At 59.7% G+C, this 25606-nt stretch carries 21 protein-coding genes and 2 pseudogenes; 21 read left to right on the forward strand and 2 right to left on the reverse strand.

Going from position 1 to position 25606, the window contains the following annotated elements:
* The first annotated feature begins 6 nt into the window (after positions 1 to 6).
* The 6 genes and pseudogenes from rlmD (at position 7) to queE (ending at position 8550) form a co-directional block, all read left to right on the forward strand.
* A pseudogene (gene rlmD / locus SOPEG_RS05360) lies at positions 7 to 1341 on the forward strand (23S rRNA (uracil(1939)-C(5))-methyltransferase RlmD).
* 9 nt (positions 1342 to 1350) lie between these two features.
* Entirely contained in the window at positions 1351 to 3585 is a 2235-nt protein-coding gene (gene relA / locus SOPEG_RS05365) for a GTP diphosphokinase (protein ID WP_025244567.1), read from the forward strand.
* Positions 3586 to 3603: 18 nt separating this feature from the next.
* A complete protein-coding gene (gene mazG / locus SOPEG_RS05370) occupies positions 3604 to 4410 on the forward strand; it encodes a nucleoside triphosphate pyrophosphohydrolase (protein WP_025244568.1) in 807 nt (268 codons plus the stop codon).
* 272 nt (positions 4411 to 4682) lie between these two features.
* Positions 4683 to 6320 (forward strand): glutamine hydrolyzing CTP synthase, encoded by a 1638-nt coding sequence (gene pyrG, locus SOPEG_RS05375; protein WP_025244569.1) that lies wholly within the window; start codon positions 4683 to 4685, stop codon positions 6318 to 6320.
* 79 nt (positions 6321 to 6399) lie between these two features.
* Positions 6400 to 7701, forward strand: a complete 1302-nt coding sequence (gene eno / locus SOPEG_RS05380) for a phosphopyruvate hydratase (protein WP_025244570.1) — start codon at positions 6400 to 6402, stop codon at positions 7699 to 7701.
* A 168-nt stretch (positions 7702 to 7869) separates the two neighbouring features.
* Complete coding sequence (gene queE / locus SOPEG_RS05385) at positions 7870 to 8550, forward strand: 7-carboxy-7-deazaguanine synthase QueE (RefSeq protein ID WP_025244571.1); 681 nt, start codon at positions 7870 to 7872, stop codon at positions 8548 to 8550.
* 284 nt (positions 8551 to 8834) lie between these two features.
* On the opposite strand, the pseudogene queD reads toward queE, so the two are convergent.
* Positions 8835 to 9197, reverse strand: a pseudogene (queD, locus tag SOPEG_RS05390) (6-carboxytetrahydropterin synthase QueD).
* A 339-nt stretch (positions 9198 to 9536) separates the two neighbouring features.
* Between queD and cysJ the strand changes: the two are divergent.
* The 3 genes from cysJ to SOPEG_RS05405 are packed head-to-tail and all read left to right on the forward strand — an operon-like array spanning position 9537 to position 13801.
* Positions 9537 to 11351: an NADPH-dependent assimilatory sulfite reductase flavoprotein subunit gene (gene cysJ, locus SOPEG_RS05395; protein ID WP_025244572.1), complete on the forward strand. Its 1815-nt coding sequence runs from the start codon at positions 9537 to 9539 to the stop codon at positions 11349 to 11351.
* The gene (cysI, locus tag SOPEG_RS05400) at positions 11351 to 13051 is read left to right on the forward strand and encodes an assimilatory sulfite reductase (NADPH) hemoprotein subunit (RefSeq protein WP_025244573.1); all 1701 of its coding nucleotides are present in this window, start codon (positions 11351 to 11353) and stop codon (positions 13049 to 13051) included. Before cysJ ends, cysI begins: the two co-directional genes overlap by 1 nt.
* A gap of 15 nt (positions 13052 to 13066) precedes the next feature.
* Positions 13067 to 13801: a phosphoadenylyl-sulfate reductase gene (locus SOPEG_RS05405; protein WP_025244574.1), complete on the forward strand. Its 735-nt coding sequence runs from the start codon at positions 13067 to 13069 to the stop codon at positions 13799 to 13801.
* Positions 13802 to 13813: 12 nt separating this feature from the next.
* Here SOPEG_RS05405 and SOPEG_RS05410 read toward each other — a convergent pair whose 3' ends face one another.
* Positions 13814 to 14875 (reverse strand): M28 family peptidase, encoded by a 1062-nt coding sequence (locus SOPEG_RS05410; protein WP_025244575.1) that lies wholly within the window; start codon positions 14873 to 14875, stop codon positions 13814 to 13816.
* A gap of 220 nt (positions 14876 to 15095) precedes the next feature.
* Between SOPEG_RS05410 and cysG the strand changes: the two genes are divergently transcribed.
* The 12 genes from cysG to nlpD all read left to right on the forward strand — a co-directional run bounded on the left by cysG (position 15096) and on the right by nlpD (position 25605).
* Positions 15096 to 16514 carry a siroheme synthase CysG gene (cysG, locus tag SOPEG_RS05415; protein ID WP_025244576.1) on the forward strand — a complete coding sequence of 473 codons (1419 nt, stop codon included), beginning with the start codon at positions 15096 to 15098 and terminating at the stop codon, positions 16512 to 16514.
* 11 nt (positions 16515 to 16525) lie between these two features.
* Positions 16526 to 17434, forward strand: coding sequence for a sulfate adenylyltransferase subunit CysD (gene cysD / locus SOPEG_RS05420; RefSeq protein WP_025244577.1), 909 nt, complete (start codon positions 16526 to 16528; stop codon positions 17432 to 17434).
* A gap of 12 nt (positions 17435 to 17446) precedes the next feature.
* Entirely contained in the window at positions 17447 to 18874 is a 1428-nt protein-coding gene (gene cysN / locus SOPEG_RS05425; protein ID WP_025244578.1) for a sulfate adenylyltransferase subunit CysN, read from the forward strand.
* The gene (gene cysC, locus SOPEG_RS05430; RefSeq protein ID WP_025244579.1) at positions 18874 to 19494 is read left to right on the forward strand and encodes an adenylyl-sulfate kinase; all 621 of its coding nucleotides are present in this window, start codon (positions 18874 to 18876) and stop codon (positions 19492 to 19494) included. Before cysN ends, cysC begins: the two co-directional genes overlap by 1 nt.
* Before the next feature lie 59 nt (positions 19495 to 19553).
* Positions 19554 to 19901: a DUF3561 family protein gene (locus SOPEG_RS05435; protein ID WP_025244580.1), complete on the forward strand. Its 348-nt coding sequence runs from the start codon at positions 19554 to 19556 to the stop codon at positions 19899 to 19901.
* Between the two features lie 157 nt (positions 19902 to 20058).
* Positions 20059 to 20376 (forward strand): cell division protein FtsB, encoded by a 318-nt coding sequence (gene ftsB / locus SOPEG_RS05440; RefSeq protein ID WP_025244581.1) that lies wholly within the window; start codon positions 20059 to 20061, stop codon positions 20374 to 20376.
* A complete protein-coding gene (ispD, locus tag SOPEG_RS05445; RefSeq protein ID WP_025244582.1) occupies positions 20376 to 21095 on the forward strand; it encodes a 2-C-methyl-D-erythritol 4-phosphate cytidylyltransferase in 720 nt (239 codons plus the stop codon). Before ftsB ends, ispD begins: the two co-directional genes overlap by 1 nt.
* Positions 21096 to 21563 carry a 2-C-methyl-D-erythritol 2,4-cyclodiphosphate synthase gene (gene ispF / locus SOPEG_RS05450; RefSeq protein WP_038468298.1) on the forward strand — a complete coding sequence of 156 codons (468 nt, stop codon included), beginning with the start codon at positions 21096 to 21098 and terminating at the stop codon, positions 21561 to 21563.
* Between the two features lie 135 nt (positions 21564 to 21698).
* Complete coding sequence (truD, locus tag SOPEG_RS05455) at positions 21699 to 22628, forward strand: tRNA pseudouridine(13) synthase TruD (protein WP_236851773.1); 930 nt, start codon at positions 21699 to 21701, stop codon at positions 22626 to 22628.
* Between the two features lie 289 nt (positions 22629 to 22917).
* Positions 22918 to 23679 (forward strand): 5'/3'-nucleotidase SurE, encoded by a 762-nt coding sequence (surE, locus tag SOPEG_RS05460; RefSeq protein WP_025244583.1) that lies wholly within the window; start codon positions 22918 to 22920, stop codon positions 23677 to 23679.
* The gene (locus tag SOPEG_RS05465) at positions 23673 to 24299 is read left to right on the forward strand and encodes a protein-L-isoaspartate(D-aspartate) O-methyltransferase (RefSeq protein WP_025244584.1); all 627 of its coding nucleotides are present in this window, start codon (positions 23673 to 23675) and stop codon (positions 24297 to 24299) included. The genes surE and SOPEG_RS05465 overlap by 7 nt, the downstream gene beginning before the upstream one ends.
* A 199-nt stretch (positions 24300 to 24498) precedes the next feature.
* Positions 24499 to 25605, forward strand: a complete 1107-nt coding sequence (gene nlpD / locus SOPEG_RS05470; RefSeq protein WP_025244585.1) for a murein hydrolase activator NlpD — start codon at positions 24499 to 24501, stop codon at positions 25603 to 25605.
* Position 25606: the final 1 nt, after the last annotated feature.

Genomic DNA, 25606 nt, shown 5'->3' on the forward strand with positions numbered 1-25606 from the left:
CAATCTATGGCGCAATTCTACTCTGCAAACCGTCGCGTGGCGACCCGGGAAAGGGTCATGGTCCTGTGTGACCAACTGGATGCGTTCGGCCAGGGGCTGGCGCGCCACCGGGGCAAGGTCATGTTCATCCCCGGGCTGTTGCCGGGGGAGCAGGCCGAGGTGCGTCTCACCGAGGATAAGCGCCAATACAGCCGCGGCGAAGTGGTCCGCCGCCTGAACGATGCCCCCGACCGGGTCGCTCCCCGCTACCCCCATTATGGGGTGTGCGGCGGCTGTCAGCAGCAGCATATCAGTCAGGCGCTGCAGCAGCGCACCAAGGCGGCGGCGCTGGCGCAGCTGTTTGCGCGCGAACAGCCAGGCGCGGTGCCCGAGGTGGCGCAAATCGGATCCAGCGCCTATGGTTACCGGCGTCGCACGCGCCTGGGGTTGGTCTATCGCCCGAAATCCCGCCAACTTAGCATGGGTTATCGGCAGGCAAAGTCGAGCGATTTAGTCGATATTCACGCCTGCCCGATTTTGCGACCGGCGCTCGAGCGGCTCATCGCGCCCTTGCGCGCCTATCTACAGGGGTTGCGGGCCGTGGCGCAACTGGGGCATGTCGAACTGGCGGCGTCGGATAACGGTCCGTTGATAGTGCTGCGCCACCTGCAACCGCTGGTGGAGGAGGATCGTCGCCGGCTGCTGGATTTCGCCGCCGCCCAGCAGGTCAGCGTATGGCTCGCGCCCGATAGCGAACGCCTGGAATGCCTCAGCGGCGAGCCGCCCTATTATCGGGTAGCGGCGTTGACGCTGCGTTTCAGTCCGCGCGACTTCATCCAGATCAATGACGAGGTCAACCGGCAAATGGTGGCCCAGGCGCTGGATTGGCTGGCGCCGGCGCCCGGCGAACGGGTGTTGGATCTCTTTTGCGGCATGGGCAATTTTACCCTACCGCTGGCGCGTTTGAGCGGGCAGGTCACCGGCGTTGAGGGGGTTGCGGCGCTGGTAGCGAATGGGCAATATAATACGCAGAGTAATTCACTAAGCAACGTGACTTTTTTTCACGAAAATCTTGAGCAAGATGTGATGCATCAACCGTGGGCCGTGGGCGGATTTGATAAGATATTGCTCGACCCGGCCAGAGCGGGTGCGGCCGGCGTGATGCCCCTATTGGCGGCGTGGGCGCCGTAGCGCATTGTCTACGTTTCTTGCAATCCGGCGACCCTTGCGCGGGATAGCAAAATTTTATTGGCGGCAGGCTACACCCTGGCACGCCTGGCGATGCTGGATATGTTTCCGCATAGCGGCCATCTTGAGTCGATGGCGTTATTTATCAAGCGTTCCGGCATCTCTGCAAGATAGGGAGTGGGTATGGTTGCGGTAAGAAGTGCACATTTGAACCCGGCGGGCGAGTTTGCCGTGGACGACTGGGTTGCCAGTCTGGGCCTCGCCAATCCGCAATCAAGTGAACGGCTGGCCGACACCTGGCGCTACTGCGAGCAGCGGTGCAAGGACCATCTTGATGCCCCTCTGCTGCTGTGGCGCGGCATTGAAATGGTGGAAATTCTGTCCATGCTCAGTATGGACAACGACAGCCTGTGCGCGGCGCTATTGTTCCCGCTGGCCGATGCCGGTGTGGTGGAAGAGACGGTGCTGGAGGCGGAATTCGGCAAGAGCATCGTCGAACTGGTTCACGGCGTGCGCGATATGGACGCCATCCGCCAGTTGAAGGCAACCCATAATGATTCCATGGCGCCGGAGCAGGTGGACAACGTGCGCCGCATGCTGCTGGCGATCGTCGAAGATTTCCGCTGCGTGGTGATAAAGCTCGCCGAGCGTATCGCCCATTTGCGCGAGCTGAAGGATGCGCCCGAAGACGAACGGGTGCTGGCGGCGAAAGAGAGCACCAATATTTATGCCCCGCTCGCCAACCGTCTCGGCATCGGCCAGCTCAAGTGGGAGCTGGAAGATTTCTGCTTCCGCTACCTGCATCCCGAAGAATACAAGCGCATCGCCAAGTTGTTGCACGAGCGGCGTATCGACCGCGAACAGTATATCGAAGATTTTGTCGCCTCCTTGCGCAAGGCCATGCAGGAGGAAGGGCTGAAGGCCGATATCTACGGCCGGCCGAAACACATCTATAGCATCTGGCGCAAAATGCAGAAAAAGACGCTGGAATTCGACGAGCTGTTCGACGTGCGCGCGGTGCGGGTGGTGGTGGAACGCCTACAGGACTGCTATGCCGCCCTCGGCATTGTGCATACCCATTTTCGCCATTTGCCGGATGAGTTCGACGACTACGTCGCCAACCCGAAACCCAACGGCTATCAATCGATCCATACCGTGGTGTTGGGCCCGCGCGGCAAAACGCTGGAAATCCAGATCCGCACGCGTCAGATGCATGAGGACGCCGAGCTGGGGGTGGCCGCGCACTGGAAGTATAAAGAGGGCGGCACCGCCCTGACCGGCGGCCGATCCGGCTATGAGCAGCGCATTGCCTGGCTGCGCAAGCTGCTGGCTTGGCAGGAAGAGATGGCGGACTCCGGCGAGATGCTCGACGAAGTGCGCAGCCAAGTGTTTGACGATCGCGTCTATGTGTTTACGCCTAAAGGGGACGTGGTGGATTTGCCGGCCGGCTCCACGCCGCTGGACTTCGCCTACCATATTCATAGCGATGTGGGCCACCGCTGTATCGGCGCCAAAATCAGCGGCCGTATCGTGCCCTTCACCTATCAGTTGCGTATGGGCGATCAGGTCGAAATTATCACCCAGAAACACCCAAATCCGAGCCGCGACTGGCTGAATCCCAATTTGGGTTATGTCACCACCAGCCGCGGGCGCTCCAAAATCCATAACTGGTTTCGCAAGCAGGATCGGGATAAAAACATTGTCGCCGGCCGCCAACTGTTGGAAGAGGAGCTGGAGCATCTGGATATCAGCATGCGCGAGGCGGAAAAACTGCTGCTGCCGCGCTACAACGTCAATACGCTCGATGAACTGCTGGCGTCCATCGGTGGCGGCGACGTGCGCATTAACCAGATGGTCAATTACCTGCAAAGCAAGCTGAACAAACCCAGCGCCGAAGAGGAAGACAAGCAGGCGCTGCGTCAGCTGACGCAGAAAACCCCGCCGGTGCCGCGCAACCGCGATAACGGCCGGGTGGTGGTGGAAGGGGTAGGCAACCTGATGCACCATATCGCCCGCTGCTGCCAGCCGATCCCGGGGGACGATATCAGCGGTTTTATCACCCAGGGACGCGGCATTTCCATCCATCGCGCCGATTGCGAGCAGCTGGCGGATCTGCAGGCCAACGCGCCGGAACGCATTGTGGACGCGGTGTGGGGCGAGAGCTACTCCAGCGGGTACTCGCTGGTGGTCAGAGTGACCGCCAACGACCGCAGCGGCCTGCTGCGCGACATCACCACCATTCTCGCCAACGAGAAAGTCAACGTGCTCGGCGTTGCCAGCCGCAGCGATGTGAAAAAACAGCTGGCCACCATTGATATGGATATCGAGATCTATAACCAGCAGGTGCTGGGGCGGATGCTGTCGAAACTCAACCAACTGCCAGACGTCATTGACGCGCGTCGGCTGCACGGTAACTGACTCGTCAAAGGATGCTCTATGTCTGAACCGCATGCCGCAACGGCGCTGCACCGGCTGTTAACCATCATGACCCGTCTGCGCGACCCGCAGGCGGGCTGCCCCTGGGATAAAAGCCAGATTTTTGACTCCATCGCGCCCTGCACGCTGGAGGAGACCTATGAAGTACTCGACGCCATCGCACGGCGCGACTTTGGCGACCTGCGCGCTGAGCTGGGCGATCTGCTGTTCCAGGTGGTGTTTTACGCCGAGCTGGCGTGCGAGCAGGGGCGATTCGATTTCACCGCTATCTGTGAGGCCATCAGCGATAAGCTTGAGCGCCGGCATCCGCACCTGTTCAGCGCCGCGCCAGTCGCGCCGGTGGATCATCGCGCGCAGTGGGAACGGCTGAAGGCACAGGAGCGGGCGGAAAAATCCCGCCCGTCGCCGCTGGACGATATCCCCGCCGCGCTGCCGGCGCTGATGAAAGCCCAGAAAATCCAGCAACGTTGCGCGGCGGTGGGTTTTGACTGGTCAACTCTCGGGCCGGTGCTGGCGAAAGTACATGAAGAGATCGATGAAGTCATGCATGAGGCGCGTCAGCCGGAGGTGGACTCGGCCAAGCTTGCGGAGGAGGTAGGCGATTTGCTGTTCGCCACGGTAAGCCTGTCGCGCCATTTGGGCCAGACGGCGGAAGTGGCTCTGCAACAGGCCAACCGCAAATTCGAGCGCCGCTTCCGCCAGGTAGAAGCCATTATTGACGCACAGGGGCTTACGCTTGCGCAGGTAAGCCTGGCGCAAATGGAACAGGCCTGGCAGCAGGTCAAGCGCCGGGAAAAAGAGGCGTGAGCGTTCACCGTCGAGCCAGCCCGCGACTTTTCGACAAGGGCGGAGGTTCCGGTCGCCGCTGACGCGCCGCGACAGGGGATACGGCCCGTTTGTTGTTTATGGGATTGTTATTTAACCGGTTTGTCATCATCTCGCTGGGCGACGCGGCGCGCAATCGGCAATGGAGCGCGGGCGGATGAGCAAAACGAATATTTGTGGCGCAATGCGGCTTCAGGTATACTGTTTTCCCGTCTTGGTTATTCCGTCTTTACACCTAATTTCTCAGGTTCAGCATGACAACAAACTATATTTTTGTAACCGGCGGGGTCGTCTCCTCCTTGGGTAAAGGCATTGCCGCAGCCTCCCTGGCGACTATTCTCGAAGCCCGGGGCCTTAACGTTACCATCATGAAGCTGGACCCCTACATCAATGTGGATCCGGGTACCATGAGCCCTATTCAACACGGCGAAGTTTTCGTCACCGAAGACGGTGCCGAAACGGATTTGGACTTAGGGCACTATGAGCGCTTCATCCGTACCAAAATGTCGCGCCGCAACAACTTCACCACCGGCCGTATCTATTCCGACGTGCTGCGCAAAGAGCGCCGCGGCGACTATCTGGGCGCCACCATTCAGGTGATTCCCCACATTACTAACGCCATTAAAGAACGCATTATCGAAGGCGGCGAAGGCCATGATGTGGTGCTCGTGGAAATTGGCGGTACGGTGGGGGATATTGAATCGCTGCCGTTTCTGGAGGCCATTCGCCAAATGGCGGTGGAAGTCGGGCGCGAGCACACCCTCTACATGCACTTGACCCTGGTGCCCTATATGGCGGCGTCGGGGGAGGTGAAAACCAAACCGACCCAGCATTCGGTGAAAGAGCTGCTGTCCATCGGTATCCAGCCTGACGTGCTGATATGCCGTTCCGATCGGTCGGTGCCCAACAACGAACGGGCGAAAATTGCTTTATTCTGTAACGTGCCGGAAAAGGCGGTGATTTCGCTTAAAGATATTGATTCAATTTATAAAATCCCGGCGCTATTGAAATCGCAAGGGCTGGACGATTATATTTGTAAACGATTCATCTTGAACTGTCCCGATGCGGATCTGTCAGAATGGGAGCAGGTGATTTACCAGCAGGCGAATCCGGTCGGTGAAGTGACCATTGGCATGGTCGGAAAATATATCGAGTTACCGGACGCCTATAAATCGGTTATCGAGGCCCTGAAACACGCCGGACTGAAAAATCGCCTGACGGTAAATATCCGCCTGATCGATTCTCAGGATGTTGAAACCCGCGGTGTCGAAATATTGAAAGATTTGGACGCTATCCTCATCCCCGGCGGCTTCGGCTATCGCGGCGTGGAGGGGAAAATCCTGACCGCGCAATACGCGCGCGAGCAAAAGATCCCCTACCTGGGCATCTGCCTGGGCATGCAGGTGGCGTTAATCGAATTTGCTCGCCATATGGCGGGGATGCAGGATGCAAACTCCACCGAATTTGTGCCAGACTGTAAGTATCCGGTGGTGGCGCTTATCACCGAATGGCGCGATGAGGACGGCAATGTGGAAATGCACAGCGAGCAAAGCGACCTGGGCGGCACCATGCGCCTCGGCAGCCAGCCCTGCCACCTGGCGGACGGCAGCCTGGCGCGTGCGTTATACGGCGAGGCCACCATTATGGAACGCCACCGCCATCGCTATGAAGTCAACAATATGCTGTTGAAACACATTGAGGCCGCCGGGCTGCGCGTCGCCGGCTGGTCTGGAGATAATAAGCTGGTGGAGATTATCGAATACCCGGATCATCCGTGGTTTGTCGCCAGCCAGTTCCACCCGGAGTTCACCTCGACGCCCCGTGATGGTCATCCGTTATTCGCGGGCTTCGTCAAAGCCGCGGGCGACTATCAAAAACGGGCGCAGAAATAAAAACAAGGGGCGGCCAGAGCGCGAGCGGCGCCGGCAGCCCGTCAGGAATTGTGTTTTAACTTGTACTGAGGAAATACGAATGTCCAAAATTGTAAAAGTCATTGGCCGTGAAATCATCGACTCCCGCGGAAATCCGACCGTAGAAGCAGAAGTACACCTGAAGGGTGGTTTCGTTGGTCTGGCTGCTGCGCCGTCGGGCGCCTCCACCGGTTCGCGCGAAGCGCTGGAGCTGCGTGACGGCGACAAATCCCGTTTCCTGGGCAAAGGCGTCACCAAAGCGGTTGACGCGGTGAACGGTCCTATCGCTCAGGCCCTGACCGGTAAAGACGCCAAAGATCAGGCCGCGCTGGATAAAACCATGATCGACCTGGACGGCACCGAAAACAAATCCAAGTTTGGCGCCAACGCCATTCTGGCCGTGTCGCTCGCCGCCGCCAAAGCCGCCGCCGCCTCAAAAGGCATGCCTTTGTATGAGCATATCGCGGAGCTGAACGGCACCCCTGGCAAATTCTCCATGCCGCTGCCGATGATGAACATCATCAACGGTGGTGAACACGCCGATAACAACGTCGACATCCAGGAATTCATGATCCAGCCGGTCGGCGCGAAAACCATCAAAGAAGCGGTACGTATGGGCTCAGAAGTGTTCCACAATCTGGCCAAGGTACTGAAGGGCAAAGGCATGAACACCGCCGTGGGTGACGAGGGCGGCTATGCGCCGAACCTGGAATCCAACGCCGCGGCGCTGGCCGCTATCAAGGAAGCGGTTGAGAAAGCCGGTTACGTGCTGGGTAAAGACATCACCCTGGCGATGGACTGCGCGGCCTCTGAGTTCTTTGAAGAATCTACCGGTAACTACAACTTGAAAGGCGAAGGCAAAACCTTTACCTCGCAGGAGTTCACCCATTACCTGGAAGATCTGACCAAACAGTACCCGATCGTTTCCATTGAAGATGGCCTGAACGAGTCCGACTGGAACGGTTTTGCTTACCAGACCAAAGTGCTGGGCGACAAAATCCAGCTGGTGGGCGACGATCTGTTCGTGACCAATACCAAGATCCTGAAAGAAGGTATCGACAAAGGTATCGCCAACTCCATCCTTATCAAATTCAACCAGATTGGTTCGCTGACTGAAACGCTGGCGGCAATCAAGATGGCCAAGGATGCCGGTTATACCACCATCATTTCCCACCGTTCCGGCGAAACCGAAGACGCGACCATCGCCGACCTGGCGGTAGGGACCGCGGCTAGCCAGATCAAAACCGGTTCGATGAGCCGTTCCGACCGCGTGGCAAAATACAACCAGCTGATTCGTATCGAAGAAGCCCTAGGTGACCGCGCGCCGTTCAACGGTCTGCGTGAAGTGAAAGGCCAGGCGTAAGCCCGGTAGTCGACTCCGCTCTGGGTCCAAACGCCTCGGGCCGGAGCCTGAAAGCGCTCCGGCCCGCTTCGGCGGGCTTTTTTTTATTCACAGCGGCGGCCCCCGCTGGCGATATCCGACGGGCAGGCAATACTCAGTCTTATTCGCAGCCGTCATCACGAGAAATGTATGCAGTACCCGCTTAACGAAATTTTCCAGACCCTCCAGGGAGAAGGCTATTTTACCGGCGTGCCGGCGATCTTTATTCGTCTGCAGGGGTGTCCGGTGGGATGCAGCTGGTGCGATACCAAACATACCTGGCAACAGGACGAGACCGATCATGTGCCGGCGGGGGAAATACCGCTGAAGACCGCCGACAGCAGCCGTTGGGCCAGCCTCACGGCGGAGGAGATGATCGCGATGATCGCGATGATCGCGCAGCAGGGCTGGACCGCCCGGCACGTCGTGATAACCGGCGGCGAGCCCTGTTTGCATGATCTGATGCCCCTGACCCACGCCCTGGAACAGCAGGGATTCAGCTGCCAGATTGAAACCAGCGGTACCCAGGACGTTCACTGCACGCCGCAAACCTGGGTGACGGTGTCGCCGAAAATCAACATGCGCGGTGGCTTGCCGGTGCTGGCGCAGGCGCTGGGCCGCAGCGATGAAATCAAGCATCCGGTGGCGCGTCAGCGCGATATCGACGAGTTGGATGCGCTGTTGCAGACTCTGCATGATACAAAACAGCGGGTTATCGCGCTCCAGCCCATCAGTCAGAAAGAGGCGGCCACCCGCTTGTGTATCGAGACCTGCATCGCCCGTAACTGGCGGTTATCGATGCAAACCCACAAGTACCTCAACATCGCCTAGGGGCGGTCCGCCACCGTCTTGATGTTTTCATTTCTTGTAGGATAAAAAGATAACTCACTGTTCCGATTATCAGAGCGATAAACGCGGTAGGCAGGTCGCTTTAGCGTTCTTCCTGACGGATACCCGCAAGGGAACGCCCTTTTCCCCTAACAACTGACATAGAGTAATCTACCGGGGGTAACACGCTGAATCCGAGGAAAGTCGTGATTTTCAAAACCCGTGAGGATAGGGTACTTTGCCCGAGCGGGCGGGCGGGCGGAGCGGGTCCTTTGCCAAGGGCGTCTTTATTGGCCGCGGTAGACGCAGCCCGCGGTACAGGTTTCTTTGACGGTCACGGCGCTTAACAGCGGCAGTTGCGGTTTTAGCTGCTACCAGATCCATTGCGCCAGCACTTCGCTGGTAGGATTCTCCAGGCCAGGGATATCATTAAGATAATAATGATCTAGCCGGTTGAGGATGGGTTTAAAGGCGGCCTTCAAGTCGGCGAAATCCATAATCCAGCCGGTGTGGGGATCCACTTCGCCGGTCACTTCCAGGCGCACTAAAAAGGAGTGTCCATGCAGTCGGCCGCACTTATGTCCCGCGGGGACATGGGGAATACGGTGGGTGGATTCAAAGGTAAAATCTTTATATAACGTGGTAATCACTGTCGCTTCTCTTCTACTACATTGACTGCATAATAACGGTTAGCGCGCTATGATGCCATGGATCGCGCCGCCGGCAACCCTCCCAACGGAAAATAAGATGATTTGGCGCGCTGCCCGCGCGGCTGACGGTGTCATCCCCCGCGTAAAGATCAGGGGATCCTGGGGGGCTATTCTATCGGTAATTACGGTAAGTTTAACCTTATTTATACCTTATGATGTTTAGTTATTTATTATTCACATCGCATCCTTTATTGTAAACCGGCGAGTGGTTAACCTTACAAACTCTAATGGTCTTTATTGCCCGGCCTGGCGTGCCGGCCCAAGGAACTTCCTACCCCCATGACGAAACAGGTCCCCTCTTCCACAGTGCTGCCGCTAAGCGCGGAGCAGCTGGATCGCTTGCAGACAGCGACCAGTGATTTTTCTCCCCTGCAACTGGCCTGGATTTCCGGTTATTTTTGGGGACGGGTAGCGGAAGGCCAGCCCTCGGGCGTCGCGGCGCCCGCACAGCCTCAGGGGGCCGCCGCCGCGGCGCCGATTACGCTGCTGAGCGCCTCGCAGACCGGCAACGCGCGCCGGCTGGCGGAGCAACTGCGCGATGATTTGATCGCCGCGCAGCTTGATGTGGTGCTGATTAACGCGGGCGACTATAAATTCAAACAGATCGCGCAGGAAAAACTGCTGCTGGTGGTGACCTCCACGCAGGGTGAGGGGGATCCGCCGGAAGAGGCGATCGCGCTGTATAAATATCTTTTCTCTAAAAAGGCGCCGGCGCTGCCGGATACCCAATTCGCCGTGTTCGGCCTGGGCGACAGCTCCTATGAGCATTTTGCCAAAACCGGCAAAGATTTCGACAGCCGACTGGCGGCGCTGGGAGCGCAGCGTTTGTACGACCGGGTGGACGCCGATGTGGACTACCAGTCGCAGGCCGAGGCCTGGCGCGCCGCGATGGTGGAACGGCTGAAGGCGCGGGTGGCGATCGCCAGTCCGGCGCAGCAGCAATTGGCGGTCAGCGGCAATGTCAACGAAGTGGACTCCAGCCCCTACACCAAAGACGCGCCGCTCAGCGCGCATTTGTCGGTGACTCAGAAGATAACCAGCCGGCAATCGCACAAAGATGTGCGCCATCTGGAGATCGATCTGGCGGATTCCGGGCTGCGTTATCAGCCAGGCGATGCGCTGGGGATATGGTACGAAAACGACCCGGCGCTGATTGGCGAATTGCTGGCGCTGCTGTGGCTTAAGGGCGACGAGCCGGTCGAGGTGGCGGGGCAGACGCTGTCCCTCGGCGAGGCGCTGCAAAAACATTACGAGCTAACGCAAAACACCCCGGCCATCGTAGAGAGCTATGCCGCCCTCGCGCGGGTTGAGGCGCTGTTGGCGGTCGTGGCGGACAAAGCGCAATTGCAACAATTTGCGCTTGCGACGCCTATCGTCGATATGGTGCGCCGCGCGCCCATTGAACTGCGCGCCGAGCAGCTTTTGGGGCTGCTGCGCCCGCTGACGCCGCGCCTGTATTCCATCGCGTCGTCGCAGGCGGAGGTGGGCGAAGAGGTGCATATTACCGTGGGCGTGGTGCGCTATGAAATCGATGGCCGGCCGCGCACCGGCGGCGCCAGCGGCTTTTTGGCCGACAGGCTGGCGGAAGACGATGAGCTGCGGGTATTTATCGAGCACAACGATAATTTCCGTCTGCCGAGCGATCCCAACACGCCGGTGATTATGATAGGACCGGGCACCGGGATCGCGCCGTTCCGGGCGTTCTTGCAGCAGCGCGAGGCCGACGGCGCGCCGGGGCAAAATTGGCTGTTCTTCGGCAATCCCCATTTCATCGATGACTTTCTTTACCAGGTGGAATGGCAGCGCTATGTCAAAGAGGGGCTGCTGACCAAAATTGATCTTGCCTGGTCGCGGGATCAGGCGGAAAAAATCTACGTGCAGGATAGAGTGCGCGAGAAGGGCGCCGAAGTGTGGCGCTGGATCCAACAGGGCTCGCATATTTATGTCTGCGGCGACGCCAACCGTATGGCCCGTGATGTCGAGCAGGCGCTGGTGGCGGTGGTGGCCGAGCACGGCGGCATGGATGTTGAGCAAGCGGACGAATTTTTAAGTGAGCTGCGCATTGAGCGCCGTTATCAGCGGGATGTCTATTGATGAGCGAACAACAACCGAAAGCCAAATTCTCCGACAACGAACGGTTAAAAAGCGAAAGCAATTTTCTGCGCGGTACCATCGCGCAGGATCTGCAGGACGGGCTGACCGGCGGCTTCAATGGCGATAATTTTCAGTTGATCCGCTTTCACGGCATGTACCAGCAAGACGATCGCGACCTGCGCGCCGAGCGCGCCGAGGCGAAGCTGGAGCCGCTGATTAATATGATGCTGCGCTGCCGCCTGCCGGGCGGGGTGATCACGCCGCAGCAGTGGCTGGGTATCGACGCGTTCGCCGCCGAAGAGACTTTCTACGGCAGCATCCGCCTGACTACCCGGCAAACGTTCCAGTTTCACGGCGTGCTTAAGCCGAAGCTGAAAGGCATGCATCAACTGCTGCACCGCCTGGGACTGGACTTTATCGCGACCGCCGGCGACGTTAACCGTAACGTACTGTGCACCTCCAATCCCATCGAGTCGGTGCTGCATCGGCAGGCCTGGGAATGGGCGAAGAAGATCTCCGAACATCTGCTGCCGAAAACCCGCGCCTATGCGGAAATCTGGCTGGACGGCGTAAAGACCGAAACCACCGACCAGGAACCGATCCTGGGGCCGACCTATCTGCCGCGTAAATTTAAAACCACGGTGGTGGTGCCGCCGCTGAACGATGTAGATTTGCACGCCAACGATCTGAACTTTGTCGCCATCAGCGATAACGGCCAATTGGTGGGGTTCAACGTGCTGGTGGGCGGCGGCCTGGCGATGACCCACGGCGATAAGAGCACCTATCCGCGCAAGGCCAGTGAGTTCGGCTTTATCGCCCTGGAGAATACGCTGAAAATCGCCGAAGCGGTGGTGACCACGCAGCGTGACTGGGGCAACCGCGCCAATCGCAAGAACGCCAAGACCAAATATACCCTAGAGCGTGAAGGCGTCGGCGCGTTCCGCGATGAAGTGGAAATCCGCGCGGGCGTTCAATTCGCCCCTATCCGCCCTTATGCTTTTACCGAACGCGGCGATCGCTTCGACTGGGTCAAGGGGATCGATAACCAATGGCATCTGACGCTGTTTATCGAAAACGGCCGCATCCTTGATTACCCGGACCGCACGCTAAAAACCGGCCTGGCGGAAATCGCCCGCATCCATAAAGGGGATTTCCGTCTGACCGCCAACCAAAACCTGATTATCGCCGGCGTCGATAAGAAGGATAAAGCGGCTATCGAAGCGCTGGCGCGGCGCCACGGGCTGATTAACGATGATGTCAGCGCGCAGCGTAAGGCATCCATGGCCTGCGTGGCGTTTCCCACCTGTCCGCTGGCGATGGCCGAAGCAGAGCGTTTCCTGCCGCAGTTTGTCAGTAAGGTGGAGAACATCATGTCGGGTCACGGGCTGGGAGACGACGAGATTATCCTGCGCGTGACCGGCTGTCCAAACGGCTGTGGTCGCGCGATGCTGGCGGAAATCGGGCTGGTGGGTAAAGCCATTGGCCGCTATAACTTGTATTTGGGCGGCGATCGCATTGGTACCCGCATTCCGCGCATATATCGGGAAAATATTACCGAAGACGAAATCCTGAGCATCATCGATGACACCGCGGGCCGCTGGGCGCGTGAGCGCCAGCCGCGTGAATCCTACGGCGATTATGTGGTGCGGGCCGGCATAGTTCGCCCGGTGGTGGATTCGGCGCGCGACTTTTACGATTAATCGGAGGGTGACGGTATGAGCGATTGGGATCTCGGCGAATTAACCGCGCTGGACAAGACGCAGCAAACGGCGGCGCTGGCGGCGGTCAATCAGCAGTTGGAAAGCCAAACGGTGGAACAGCGGGTCGCCTGGGCGCTGGAGCATCTGCCCGAGCAGGCGGTGCTGTCATCAAGTTTTGGTATTCAGGCGGCGGTCAGTCTGCATCTGGTGACCCGCCAGCGTCCGGATATTCCGGTGATTTTGACCGACACGGGTTATCTGTTCCCGGAAACTTACCGCTTTATCGATGAGCTGACCGAGACTCTGGGGCTTAACCTACAGATCTTCCGCGCCAACACTTCCCCCGCCTGGCAGGAGGCGCGCTACGGCAAGCTGTGGGAACAGGGTGTCGAGGGTATTGAGCGCTATAACCAACTCAACAAAGTAGAACCGATGAACCGCGCGCTGGCGACCCTTGGCGCCGGGACCTGGTTCGCGGGTCTGCGGCGCGAGCAGTCCGGTAGCCGCGCCCGGTTACCGGTGCTGGCGATCCAGCGCGGCGTGTTTAAGCTACTGCCGATTATCGACTGGGATAATCGGCAGGTTTATCACTATCTCACCCGCCACGGCCTGAGCTATCACCCGCTGTGGGAGCAGGGCTACCTGTCGGTGGGCGATACCCATACAACGCGCAAATGGGAGCCGGGCATGAGCGAGGAGGGGACGCGCTTTTTCGGGCTGAAACGCGAGTGCGGCCTGCATGAAGGCTAACGGCGCGCCGCGCTAAGCCTGCCTGCCGACGCGGTCACGGTTCGCCGCGGCTTTGGTCTGCGCGGCGCCGGTAAGATCGCGCAGAAGCGGCCGCAGCAGGATCAGGCGGGTGCGGCGTGCCAGCTGCCCGTGAAGGTGGCGGTCAAGCCACAATACATTATCGCGCTGGCTCTGATAACGTACCGTGCCCTGAGGGAAGTGGGCGCTGACTTTCCGCTCTAGGCAGCTGTCGCCGGCCACCCCGGAAGTCATCTCCAGCACCGGCAGCCCGGCGCGGGCGAACGGCAGCAGCAGCGACGGGCATGCCGGACGATCGCGCAAACCTTTGCTGAGCAGCAGCGGTATGCCGGCGCGGCGGGCCTGCGCGCACAGGGCGTTGATCTGCGCCGACAGCGCGCTTGTGCCCGCCGGCAGCTGATAATCCACGCGCAGCTTTTCGCCGGCGATCAGCTGCTGCAAATTCACTACCAGCCGCGTTTGTTGTTTCTCCCGTGGCGACATGCGGTCCAGATAATCCTGGCTGCCCGCTAGGTCGGGAACGCCGGCGCTCAAGGCGACAAAACGCACGCCGACCTGCAGCGGCAGCTGACCCAGTTCGCGCGCCAGGGCCAGCATGATACCCAGCCCGGCGGCACTGTCGTCCACCCCCTGTAGCGTCACACCACCCAGAATGAGGTTCAGATCGCGATCGCTGCGCGGCAGGTAAGTGTCGAGGTGGGCAATGACCAGAATCTTCCCTTTTCCGGCCTGGCCGGCTTTGGCGGCGATGGTGGAACTGGCGGTAATGCGGCGCCAGTCCACTTTGTCGCCCGGCGTGCCGTAGCGATAGCGGGTATTGAAGGCGCTCAGGTCGCTTTGATAGCCCAGCGCGCGAAATTGCTGCTGCAATTGCTCGGCGGCCAGCAACTCCGTGGAACTGCCCGCCATACGGCCGGGAAAATAGGTGGCGATAGCGCGTGTTTGCGCTTGGGCATAGCGTTCAGGGGAGGGCGTGGAGTCGGCCTGGACGGCCGGCGGCGGCAACGCGCTGACCAAGAGCCAGAACGCAACACGCAGGCAAGCGGGGTAACGCATAACGGAAAGTCCTTGTTTACCGGAACGGCCTCAATATTCGGCCGCGCAACTGTCGGCTATAGTATGGGGCGGCGACGGCGGCAAAACAATCCCACTTCGCTGGAAAGTCAATGGTGTCGTTATTCCATAAAGGTAAATGAAATTCCAATTAAGAATTTCATTTACCAGAAATGGTCGACGTATAGTCATAATATTGCTAAACACGAATAGAAAGGTTGCTGTGGAATATTTACCGCTATTTGCCGATCTCAGGCGACGTCCGGTACTGGTGGTTGGCGGTGGCGATGTTGCCGCGCGCAAAATTCAGCTGTTAATGCGCGCCGGCGCCCAAATCAGAGTGGCGGCGCGGGCGTTATGCCCGGCACTGACGGAAATTCACCGCGCCGGCGGCCTGTCATGGCTAGGCGAATCGTTTGAACCGGCCATGCTGGACGACGTCTTCCTGGTCATTGCCGCCACCGATGACGCGGCGCTGAACGCCCAGGTCTCGCAGTGCGCGGAACAGCGCCATTTGCTGGCCAACGTGGTGGACGACCAGCCGTACTGCTCATTCATTTTTCCCTCGATTATCGATCGCGCGCCCATCGTGGTGGCCATCTCCTCCGGCGGCACGGCGCCGGTGCTCGCGCGCATCCTGCGCGAGAAACTTGAATCGATGCTGCCGACGTTTCTCGGCCCCATGGCGGCCATGGCGGGCGCCTGGCGCGGTCGGGTAAAGCAGCGGATCCGCAGTATGGCCGGCCGCCGCCGGTTTTGGGAGAAAGCGCTCAATGGCCGCTTCGCCAGTCTGGTGGCGCAGGGACGGTTGGAACAGGCCGAGCAAGCGCTGGAGCAGGCTCTCTATGCCGACCCGGAACACGGAGGCGAGGTGGCGTTGGTCGGCGCCGGTCCCGGCGACAGCGGGCTATTGACGCTGCGCGGACTGCAACTGATGCAGCAGGCGGATGTGGTGCTGTATGACTACCTGGTAAGCCAAGAGATCCTTGAGCTGGTGCGCCGCGATGCGGATCGGATCTGCGTGGGCAAGCGCGCCGGCGAGCAGTCGATGCCGCAGCAGGAGATCAATCGCCTGCTGGTGACGCTGGCGCAGCAGGGCAAAAAAGTGGTGCGGCTCAAAGGGGGCGATCCTTTTATATTCGGCCGCGGCGGCGAAGAGCTGCAAGCCGTGGCGGCGGTGGGCATACCTTTTCAAGTGGTGTCCGGCATCACCGCCGCCGCGGGCGCCACCGCCTATGCCGGCATCCCGCTGACCCATCGTGAGCATGCCCAGAGCATTACCTTTATTACCGGGCATGTGCGCGACGGCGCCGATGCCCTGGATTGGCAGGCGCTGGCGCGCGGGCGTCAGACGTTGGCGATATACATGGGGGTGGTCAAGGCGGCGGAAATCAGCAGCCAGCTCATTCGCCACGGCCGGTCGACGCAAACCCCGGTGGCGGTGATAAGCCGCGGGACCCGCAGCAGCGACCAGTACGTGCAAACGGGGACCCTGGCGGCGCTGGATCAACTGGCGCAGGGGGCGCCGACCCCCGCATTGCTGGTGATAGGCGAAGTGGTCGCCCTTCATCATGAAATCAATTGGTTTGGTCAGCAAAACCTGGAGGCGCAAAAGCGCGCGTCGGTGGTCAATCTGGCGTAAGGATGTCATTTATGGATCAACAACGTTTTACCCATCTGCGGCAGCTGGAGGCTGAGAGTATCCATATTATCCGTGAGGTGGCTGCCGAATTCAGCAATCCGGTGATGATGTACTCCATCGGCAAAGACTCGTCCGTGATGCTGCATCTGGCGCGGAAGGCCTTTCATCCCGGCAAACTGCCGTTTCCGCTGCTGCATGTGGATACCGGCTGGAAATTCCGCGAAATGTATGCATTTCGCGATCACACAGCCAAGGCCTACGGTTTCGAGCTGCTGGTGCATAAAAACCCGGAAGGGGTGGCGATGGGCATCAACCCCTTCGTTCACGGCAGCGCCAAGCATACCGATATCATGAAGACCGAAGGCCTGAAGCAGGCGCTGAATCAATACGGCTTCGATGCCGCCTTTGGTGGCGCCCGGCGCGATGAGGAGAAATCCCGCGCCAAGGAACGTATTTACTCGTTCCGCGATCGCTTTCATCGCTGGGATCCGAAAAATCAGCGTCCGGAGCTGTGGCACAACTATAACGGTCAGATCAACAAGGGGGAGAGCATTCGCGTGTTCCCGCTCTCCAACTGGACCGAGCTGGATATCTGGCAATACATTTTTCTGGAAAACATCGACATCGTCCCGCTGTATCTGGCCAAGAAACGGCCCGTGCTGGAGCACGACGGCATGCTGATGATGGTGGACGATGACCGTATCGACCTACAGCCGGGAGAAGTGATCGAACAGCGCATGGTTCGCTTTCGCACGCTCGGCTGCTGGCCGCTGACCGGCGCGGTGGCGTCGAGCGCGCAGACCCTGCCTGAAATTATCGAGGAGATGCTGGTCTCCACCACCAGCGAGCGTCAGGGCCGGGTTATCGATCGCGATCAGTCCGGGTCGATGGAAATGAAAAAGCGTCAGGGTTATTTTTAAGGAGCCATCGACATGAACAATGCCATAGCCCAACAAATCGCCGAGCAGGGCGGGGTAGAAGCGTATCTACACGCCCAGCAGCATAAAAGCCTGCTGCGTTTTTTGACCTGCGGCAGCGTCGATGACGGCAAAAGCACCCTGATAGGCCGCCTGCTGCACGATACTCGGCAAATCTACGAAGATCAGCTATCGACGCTGCACACCGACAGCAAGCGCCTTGGCACTCAGGGCGACAAGCTGGATCTGGCGCTGCTGGTGGACGGTCTGCAGGCCGAGCGCGAGCAGGGCATCACTATTGATGTCGCCTATCGTTATTTTTCGACCGAAAAACGCAAATTTATCATTGCCGACACGCCAGGCCATGAACAATACACCTGCAATATGGCCACCGGCGCCTCGACCTGCGACCTGGCCATCCTGCTTATCGATGCGCGCAAAGGCGTGCTGGACCAGACCCGGCGCCACAGCTTCATCAGCACCCTGTTAGGCATCCGCCATTTGGTGGTGGCGGTGAACAAAATGGATCTGGTGGCGTTCGGCCAGCAGGTATTCGAGCGTATCCGCCAGGATTATCTGCGCTTCGCCGAACAGTTACCGGTGGATTTGAACATCACTTTTGTGCCGCTGTCGGCGCTGGAGGGCGATAACGTCGCCGCACCGGCCACCCACATGCCCTGGTATGCCGGCCCCACGCTATTGGACGTGCTGGAAACGGTGGAGGTGGTCAACCTAAACGAGCGGCAGCCGATGCGCTTCCCGGTGCAGTACGTCAACCGACCCAATCTGGATTTTCGCGGCTACGCCGGTACCGTGGCGGCGGGCGTCGTGCAGGTGGGGCAGGCGGTGCAGGTGCTGCCGTCCGGTGTAACGTCCACTATCAGCCGCATCGTGACCTTCGACGGCGATTTGCCGGAGGCCTGGGCCGGCGAAGCGGTTACGCTGGTCCTGGCGGATGAGGTGGACATCAGCCGTGGCGATCTGCTGGTGGACGCCAGCGAGACTCTGCCGGCGGTGCACAACGCCCAGGTGGATGTGGTGTGGATGACCGACCAGCCGCTGGTGGCGGGCCAGAGTTTCGATATCAAGATTGCCGGCAAGAAAACCCGCGCGCGGGTGTACAATATCCAGTATCAGGTGGATATTAATACGCTGACCCAGTGCGTGGCGGACAGTCTGCCGCTAAACGGTATCGGCCTGGTAGAGCTGGTGTTTGATGAACCGATGATCCTGGATAAGTATGCCGATAACCCGACTACCGGCGGCATGATTTTCATCGATAGGTTGAGTAATGTCACCGTCGGCGCCGGCATGGTACGCCAGCCGCTACAGGACGTTTATCGTGAACCCGGTCCCTACGGTGAATTCGAGCTGGCGCTGAACGCGCTGGTGCGCCGCCATTTCCCCCATTGGGGCGCGCGCGACCTGCTGGGAGGTAAATGATGGCCGACGCCGCCGGGCTTCCGCTTAATGAAAATGTGGTGTGGCACCCGCACCCGGTGACCCGCCAGGATCGCGAGGCATTGCATAAGCACCAGGGCGCGGTGCTGTGGTTTACTGGTCTGTCCGGTTCGGGGAAATCCACCCTGGCCGGCGCGCTGGAGCAGGCGCTGCATCAGCGGGGCGTCAGTACGTATTTGTTGGACGGCGACAACGTGCGCCACGGCCTGTGCCGCGATCTGGGCTTCGGCGATGATGACCGACGCGAGAATATCCGCCGGGTGGGCGAGGTGGCGCGGCTGATGGTGGACGCCGGCCTTATTGTGCTGACGGCCTTCATTTCCCCCCACCGCGCCGAGCGGCAGCTGGTGCGCGATATGCTGCCCGCCGGCCGCTTTATCGAAGTGTTTGTCGATACTCCGCTGGCCGTTTGCGAGGCGCGCGATCCCAAAGGGCTATACCAAAAAGCCCGCGCCGGCGAGCTGCGTAATTTCACCGGTATCGACGCAGTTTACGAGGCGCCGCAGCGGCCGGATTTGCATCTGGACGGCGAACAATTGGTAACAAATTTGACCGGCCGTTTATTAGATCTGCTGGACGAGCACGTTATTATCGAGTCCTGAATGCGCTGCCGGCGAAAGGGGAACCTTCGCCGGCGTTTACCAGCCAGAGACAGGTCTTGATGCCGAACGTTACCGAGATAAAACGCGCTCTCCCTTTCAAATTCAGCCTAGCGCCTGACCGTACGCTTCGCCGGGATGAGCCGCCATACGCCCTGTGGGGCGGCATCGCCAGGTTTATCTTTTACTGGCTGGCTTTTGCCGCGCCTATCCTGCAATTTGGCGCCAATGCCCTGTTTTTCCTGCTCTACACCTGGCCTTTTTTTCTGGCGCTGCTGTTAGTGTGCGTGTTGGTGGGGGTGGTCTTTAGCGTGCTGCTCGGCGGCAAATTATGGCTGACGGTGCTGGTCACCGGCCTGTCGGTGTTCTGTCTGTTCTGGCTAGTGTTTACCTTTCTCTCGGGGTGGTAAGCGCCTCGGTGCCCCCGGTCCGGTAACAAAGCGTAAAAAATCGGTAAAAAAGTCCCACAACCGCCGGCTTTTTGGTGGTTTTGCCGCGGTATTTGCCGGCTGGTGTGGAGTCCGGCCGCAAGTTATGGGATGATTATGCCGTCATTCAGGGGGCGGGATGGGAAAACTTACGCTGCTATTATTAGTATTGCTTGGCTGGTTGCAGTATTCACTGTGGCTGGGTAAAAACGGTGTGCACGATTTGGTGCGCGTTGAGAGCGACGTCGCGGCGCAACAAAGCAATAACGCGCAGCTCAAAGCGCGCAACGATCAACTGTTCGCCGAAATTGACGATCTCAACAGTGGCCAGGAAGCTATCGAGGAACGCTCACGCAACGAACTTGGCATGATTAAGCCGGGCGAGACCTTCTATCGCCTGGTACCAGAGCAGGCGAAACGGCAGCCGGCGGCGCCCGCAACGCAAGACAATCAATAATGACCTTATCAGTGGGGCCTGTCCTTGACGTTATCGCTATACTGCCGGCGGCCGGAATCGGCAGCCGTATGCAGACCGCCTTGCCCAAACAATATCTCACCATCGGCGACAAAACCCTGCTTGAGCACGCTATCGACGCGCTGCTGCGCCAACCCTGCATCCGCGAGGCGATCGTGGCGATAAGTCCCGCGGATCGCTGGTATCACCAACTTCCGGTGGCTGCCGACCCGCGGGTTCGTGTGGTCACCGGCGGCGAAGCGCGCGCCGATTCGGTGATGGCCGCGCTGCGCCGCGTGTGCACGGCGTCCTGGGTGCTGGTGCATGACGTCGCGCGTCCCTGCCTGTATCAAGACGATTTGCGCCGCCTGCTGGCGATCACCGCGCACACCGAGGTGGGTGGGCTGCTGGCGTCGCCGGTGCGCGACACCATGAAACGCGCCTGCGCCGGTACCGACATTATCGCGAGCACCGTCGAGCGCGAGGATTTATGGCATGCGCTAACGCCGCAGCTGTTCGCGCGCGATCTGCTGAAAAACTGCTTGGAGCGTGCGCTGGCGGAAGGCGCGACGGTGACCGATGAAGCCTCGGCGCTGGAGTATTGCGGCTACGCGCCGCTGCTGGTGCCGGGGCGCGCGGACAACATCAAAGTGACCCGCCCGGAAGATTTGGTGTTGGCCCGCTTCTTTTTTTCTCAATTGGCTAATACGGAGAGCGCGTAAATGCGTATCGGACACGGTTTCGACGTGCACCAGTTCGGCGGCGAAGGCCCGCTTATTATCGGCGGTGTGCGTATCCCTTATCCGCAGGGTCTGTTGGCGCATTCCGATGGCGATGTCGCGCTGCACGCCGCGACCGATGCCCTGCTGGGCGCCGCCGCCCTCGGCGATATCGGCAAATTATTTCCCGATACCGATCCGGTCTACAAAGGGGCCGACAGCCGCGCGCTATTGCGCGAAGCCTGGCGGCGGATTGTGGCCAAGGGGTACCGTCTTGGCAACTTGGACATCACCCTTATCGTCCAGGCGCCGAAGATGGCGCCGCACATTCCGCAAATGCGCGTGCATATCGCCGAGGATCTCGGCTGCCATATGGATGATATCAACGTCAAGGCGACCACCACCGAACGGCTGGGCTTTACCGGCCGCGGCGAAGGCATCGCCTGCGAGGCGGTAGCGCTACTGGTCTGAACGGCATGACCGACGACCTGTACTATCACCGGCTGCACCGGCTGCATTGGCTGCTCGGCAAGCCCGCCGCGACCGGTCGCGTGAAGGCCGAGGCGGCGGATTTCCAGGTGCGCGGGCAGCTTGGTTTCGCGCCCGATGGCGAAGGGGAGCACCTGCTGGTGCACCTGCGTAAAACCGGCTACAACACGCCCGACGTCGCCGAGGCGCTGGCCGGCGTTCGCCGGCATCCCCGCCCGCGCGGTCAGCTACGCCGGGCTCAAAGATCGCCACGCCGTCACCGAACAGTTGTTTTGCCTGCATCTGCCCGGCAAAAGCGATCCCGACTTCGCGGCATTTCAACTCGCCGGCTGCGCTATCCTCGCCGCCGACCGCCACCGACGTAAACTGCGTATCGGCGCCCTCAAGGGCAACGCCTTTACCCTGACGCTACGTGAGATAAGCGATGGTGAGGACGTTGAGGCGGGGCTGAACCGCATCTGCGATGAAGGGGTGCCAAACTATTTCGGCCATCAGCGCTTTGGTCATCAGGGCAATAATCTGACGCTGGCGTGGCGCTGGGCGAATAACGAATTGCGCATCAAAGACCGCAGCAAACGCAGCTTTACGCTTTCTGCCGCCCGCAGCGCGTTGTTCAATAGGGTGGTCAGCCAACGCTTGGCGCAGTTGGGGCCGGCGCGCCTATTGAACGGAGACGCCCTGCAATTGACCGGCCGGGGTAGTTGGTTTGTGGCAAGCACGGCGGAGATGCCGGCGTTGACCGCGCGGCTGGCGGCGGGGGAGCTCTCCCTAACGGCGCCGATGCCGGGGGAGGGCGCACTGGGCGCCCTTGACGAAGCCGAGGCGTTTGAACACGCCTGCCTCGCGACGCAGCCGGCGCTGATGGCGTTGCTGGCGCGTGAACGGCTAACGCCCGCGCGGCGCGCGCTGTTGCTTCAGCCAGAAGGGCTAAGCTGGCGCTGGCAAGATCCCGCGACGCTGACGCTTTCTTTCAGCTTGCCTGCCGGCAGTTATGCCACAGCGGTAGTGCGTGAATTGCTGGACGCTCCCGCCGATATCGCCCACTAGTCCGCCGCCGGCCCGCTGACGCCAGCACGAAACCTTTCAGCTGGAGCATTCCCGACGCGGTCAGCGCGCTACTTCGCCGGCGCGAGAGGCACGTCGCGCAACGGCTAAATTTGCTGCAACCACTGAATTGACGGCTTCACCACGGTGACGTTTCATGCCATTATTGTTTTATATTCCCGCCCTGATCTTTCGCCGGTGTTGCTGACCGGCGGCGGGCCAGGCCGGTTTTTTGCCTTTCACCGCAGGGCGGCGTGGTGCGGGTGATTTTCTTATAAAGTCAAAAAACACTATGCACATACTTTTAAGCAATGATGATGGCATTCATGCGCCGGGCATTCAGCAGCTGGCGGTCGCGTTGCGCCAGCTTGCCACCGTACAGATTGTGGCGCCGGACCGTGACCGCAGCGGCGCGTCCAATTCGTTGACGCTGGACGCGCCGCTGCGCACGCAAACCCAGCCCAACGGCGATATCGCTATCCTCTCCGGCACGCCCACCGATTGCGTCTATCTCGGCGTTAATGCCTTAATGCGTCCCGGCCCGGATATCGTCGTGTCGGGCATTAACGCCGGGCCGAATCTGGGCGATGACGTCATCTATTCCGGCACCGTCGCCGCCGCGATGGAAGGACGTCATCTGGGCTATCCGGCGCTGGCGGTGTCGCTCGACGGCAGCCGTCATTTCGCCACCGCCGCCGCCGTCACCTGTCGCCTGCTGCGTGCATTGACCCGCGCGCCGCTGCGCACCGGCAAGATCCTCAATGTCAACGTCCCTGACCTGCCGCTATCGTCAATCAAGGGCTGCAAAGTGACCCGCTGCGGCAGCCGTCATCCCGCCAGCGAAGTCATCCGCCAGACGGATCCGCGCGGCCGCGAGATGCTGTGGATCGGCCCCCCGGCCGGCTCGTTTGATGAAGGGCCGGGCACCGATTTCGAGGCCGTCAGTCAGGGCTATGTCTCACTGACGCCGCTACAGGTGGATCTCACCGCCAACGCCGCGCTGCCTGTGCTGAGCGATTGGCTCGACGATACCGAGGGGCTCGCTCCATGGTAGACGGACGGACGCAGACGTTGCTGGCGCAGCTGCGTCAGCAAGGCATCCGCGATGAACGCCTGCTACAGGCGATGGAGGCGGTGCCGCGCGAACGTTTTATCGACGAGGCTTTCGAGCATAAAGCCTACGATAACACCGCGCTGCCCATCGGGCTCGGGCAAACCATTTCCCAACCTTATATCGTGGCGCGTATGACCGAGCTGCTGGCGCTGCGGCCGGAATCGCGGGTGCTGGAAATCGGCACCGGCTCCGGCTATCAGACCGCCATTCTGGCCCATTTGGTGAAGCACGTCTGTTCGGTGGAGCGGATCAAAAAATTGCAGTGGCAGGCCAAGCGCCGGCTGAAACTGCTTGATTTACATAATATCTCTACCCGTCACGGCGACGGTTGGCAGGGCTGGCCGTCGCGCGGGCCGTTTGACGCCATCATCGTGACGGCGGCGGCGCCGGAAATTCCCCAGGCGCTGATGGCGCAACTGGATGAGGGCGGCGTGATGGTGCTGCCGGTCGGCGAAGAGCAGCAGCATTTGACGCGGGTGTGGCGCAAGGGCGGAGAATTCGTGGTCGACACCGTGGAGGCAGTCCGATTCGTGCCGCTGGTGAAAGGCGAACTGGCCTGACGCCGACGCTTAAATTTCTATACAAGTATTTAATGGCGTGCGCGACCGGTTGTTAATAGCATTAATGTCAGTATAATTATTATCTAAGGAATATCTGAAAATACTCCTGTTACTGGGACAATAAGCATTAAAAGGATGTATAACACATAATGTCTGGCCTATTTGGAATGATGACTGGCGTTGCTGCCATAGGGGAGAATTGAGCATGGGAAGCCCGAAGTGCGCGTTGCGCCGCGTTGCGGTCTGTGCCATGGCGAGTATGTGGCTGGCGGGATGCGCCAACAATGAAACCAGCGCACCGATAAGCGGCGTGGGCGGCGGTAACGACGCCGGCGGCTACAGCGGCAATGCCGCCACCGTCGAGAGCGCACCCCCGCTGACCGCGGCCGCGGTCAGCGGGGGTGCGCAGAGCCAGGTGAATGTCTCCCCACAAGGAAATATTGTTTACAATAGGAGCTATGACAGCATTCATAAAGGTTCCTATTCCGGCGCGACGTATCAGGTAAAACGTGGCGATACGCTGTTCTATATCGCCTGGATTACTGGAAATGACTACCGGGATTTGGCGCAAAGGAACAATATTCCGGAACCATACAGTCTCAACGTAGGTCAGACTTTGCAGGTGGGTAACGGAACGACGCCGATTACCGGCAATGAGCCGGCGGGAACCGTTCTGGCGTCCAACGCCAATCAGGCCAATACCGGCGTCGTGGTAGCGCCCGTTCCTACCGCGAATACACAATTGACAGAATCAAGTGTTGATTCTAATAAAAACAATGGTTATTCTGAAAGTTCAAGTAAACAGAGTGTAGGTAACATTTTGCCATCATCCAATGGCAAAATGTTACCTACCGCTGGCACCGTTGTTACCACAACCGCGCCGGTTGCAGCACCCAGCACGGCACCAGCCGCCACGGCGTCTGGCAGCACGGCAATCACCGGTTGGCGTTGGCCGACGGATGGGAAGATCATTGACAACTTTTCCGCCGCAGAAGGCGGTAACAAAGGGGTTGATATCTCCGGTTCCCGAGGACAGCCAATTTTGGCGACCGCCAACGGCAGAGTGGTTTATGCCGGCAACGCCTTGCGGGGATACGGTAATCTCATCATTATCAAACACAATGATGATTACTTGAGCGCCTACGCCCACAACGATACGATGCTGGTCCGAGAACAAAAAGAAGTCAGGGCGGGGCAAAAAATCGCTACCATGGGTAGCACCGGAACCAGCACAACCAGATTACATTTTGAAATTCGTTACAAGGGGAAATCCGTAAACCCGCTGCGTTATCTTCCGCAGCGATAAA

The sequence above is a fragment of the Candidatus Sodalis pierantonius str. SOPE genome, assembly GCF_000517405.1.
GTDB lineage: Bacteria > Pseudomonadota > Gammaproteobacteria > Enterobacterales > Enterobacteriaceae > Sodalis_C > Sodalis_C pierantonii.

Excerpts from the sequence above, each read along its gene's own strand:
- relA (WP_025244567.1), top strand. The coding sequence starts at position 1,351 with ATGGTTGCGGTAAGAAGTGCACATTTGAACCCGGCGGGCGAGTTTGCC.
- mazG (WP_025244568.1), top strand. The coding sequence starts at position 3,604 with ATGTCTGAACCGCATGCCGCAACGGCGCTGCACCGGCTGTTAACCATC.
- pyrG (WP_025244569.1), top strand. The coding sequence starts at position 4,683 with ATGACAACAAACTATATTTTTGTAACCGGCGGGGTCGTCTCCTCCTTG.
- eno (WP_025244570.1), top strand. The coding sequence starts at position 6,400 with ATGTCCAAAATTGTAAAAGTCATTGGCCGTGAAATCATCGACTCCCGC.
- queE (WP_025244571.1), top strand. The coding sequence starts at position 7,870 with ATGCAGTACCCGCTTAACGAAATTTTCCAGACCCTCCAGGGAGAAGGC.
- cysJ (WP_025244572.1), top strand. The coding sequence starts at position 9,537 with ATGACGAAACAGGTCCCCTCTTCCACAGTGCTGCCGCTAAGCGCGGAG.
- cysI (WP_025244573.1), top strand. The coding sequence starts at position 11,351 with ATGAGCGAACAACAACCGAAAGCCAAATTCTCCGACAACGAACGGTTA.
- SOPEG_RS05405 (WP_025244574.1), top strand. The coding sequence starts at position 13,067 with ATGAGCGATTGGGATCTCGGCGAATTAACCGCGCTGGACAAGACGCAG.
- SOPEG_RS05410 (WP_025244575.1), bottom strand. The coding sequence starts at position 14,875 with ATGCGTTACCCCGCTTGCCTGCGTGTTGCGTTCTGGCTCTTGGTCAGC.
- cysD (WP_025244577.1), top strand. The coding sequence starts at position 16,526 with ATGGATCAACAACGTTTTACCCATCTGCGGCAGCTGGAGGCTGAGAGT.
- cysN (WP_025244578.1), top strand. The coding sequence starts at position 17,447 with ATGAACAATGCCATAGCCCAACAAATCGCCGAGCAGGGCGGGGTAGAA.
- cysC (WP_025244579.1), top strand. The coding sequence starts at position 18,874 with ATGGCCGACGCCGCCGGGCTTCCGCTTAATGAAAATGTGGTGTGGCAC.
- SOPEG_RS05435 (WP_025244580.1), top strand. The coding sequence starts at position 19,554 with ATGCCGAACGTTACCGAGATAAAACGCGCTCTCCCTTTCAAATTCAGC.
- ftsB (WP_025244581.1), top strand. The coding sequence starts at position 20,059 with ATGGGAAAACTTACGCTGCTATTATTAGTATTGCTTGGCTGGTTGCAG.
- ispD (WP_025244582.1), top strand. The coding sequence starts at position 20,376 with ATGACCTTATCAGTGGGGCCTGTCCTTGACGTTATCGCTATACTGCCG.
- ispF (WP_038468298.1), top strand. The coding sequence starts at position 21,096 with ATGCGTATCGGACACGGTTTCGACGTGCACCAGTTCGGCGGCGAAGGC.
- truD (WP_236851773.1), top strand. The coding sequence starts at position 21,699 with ATGGCGAAGGGGAGCACCTGCTGGTGCACCTGCGTAAAACCGGCTACA.
- surE (WP_025244583.1), top strand. The coding sequence starts at position 22,918 with ATGCACATACTTTTAAGCAATGATGATGGCATTCATGCGCCGGGCATT.
- SOPEG_RS05465 (WP_025244584.1), top strand. The coding sequence starts at position 23,673 with ATGGTAGACGGACGGACGCAGACGTTGCTGGCGCAGCTGCGTCAGCAA.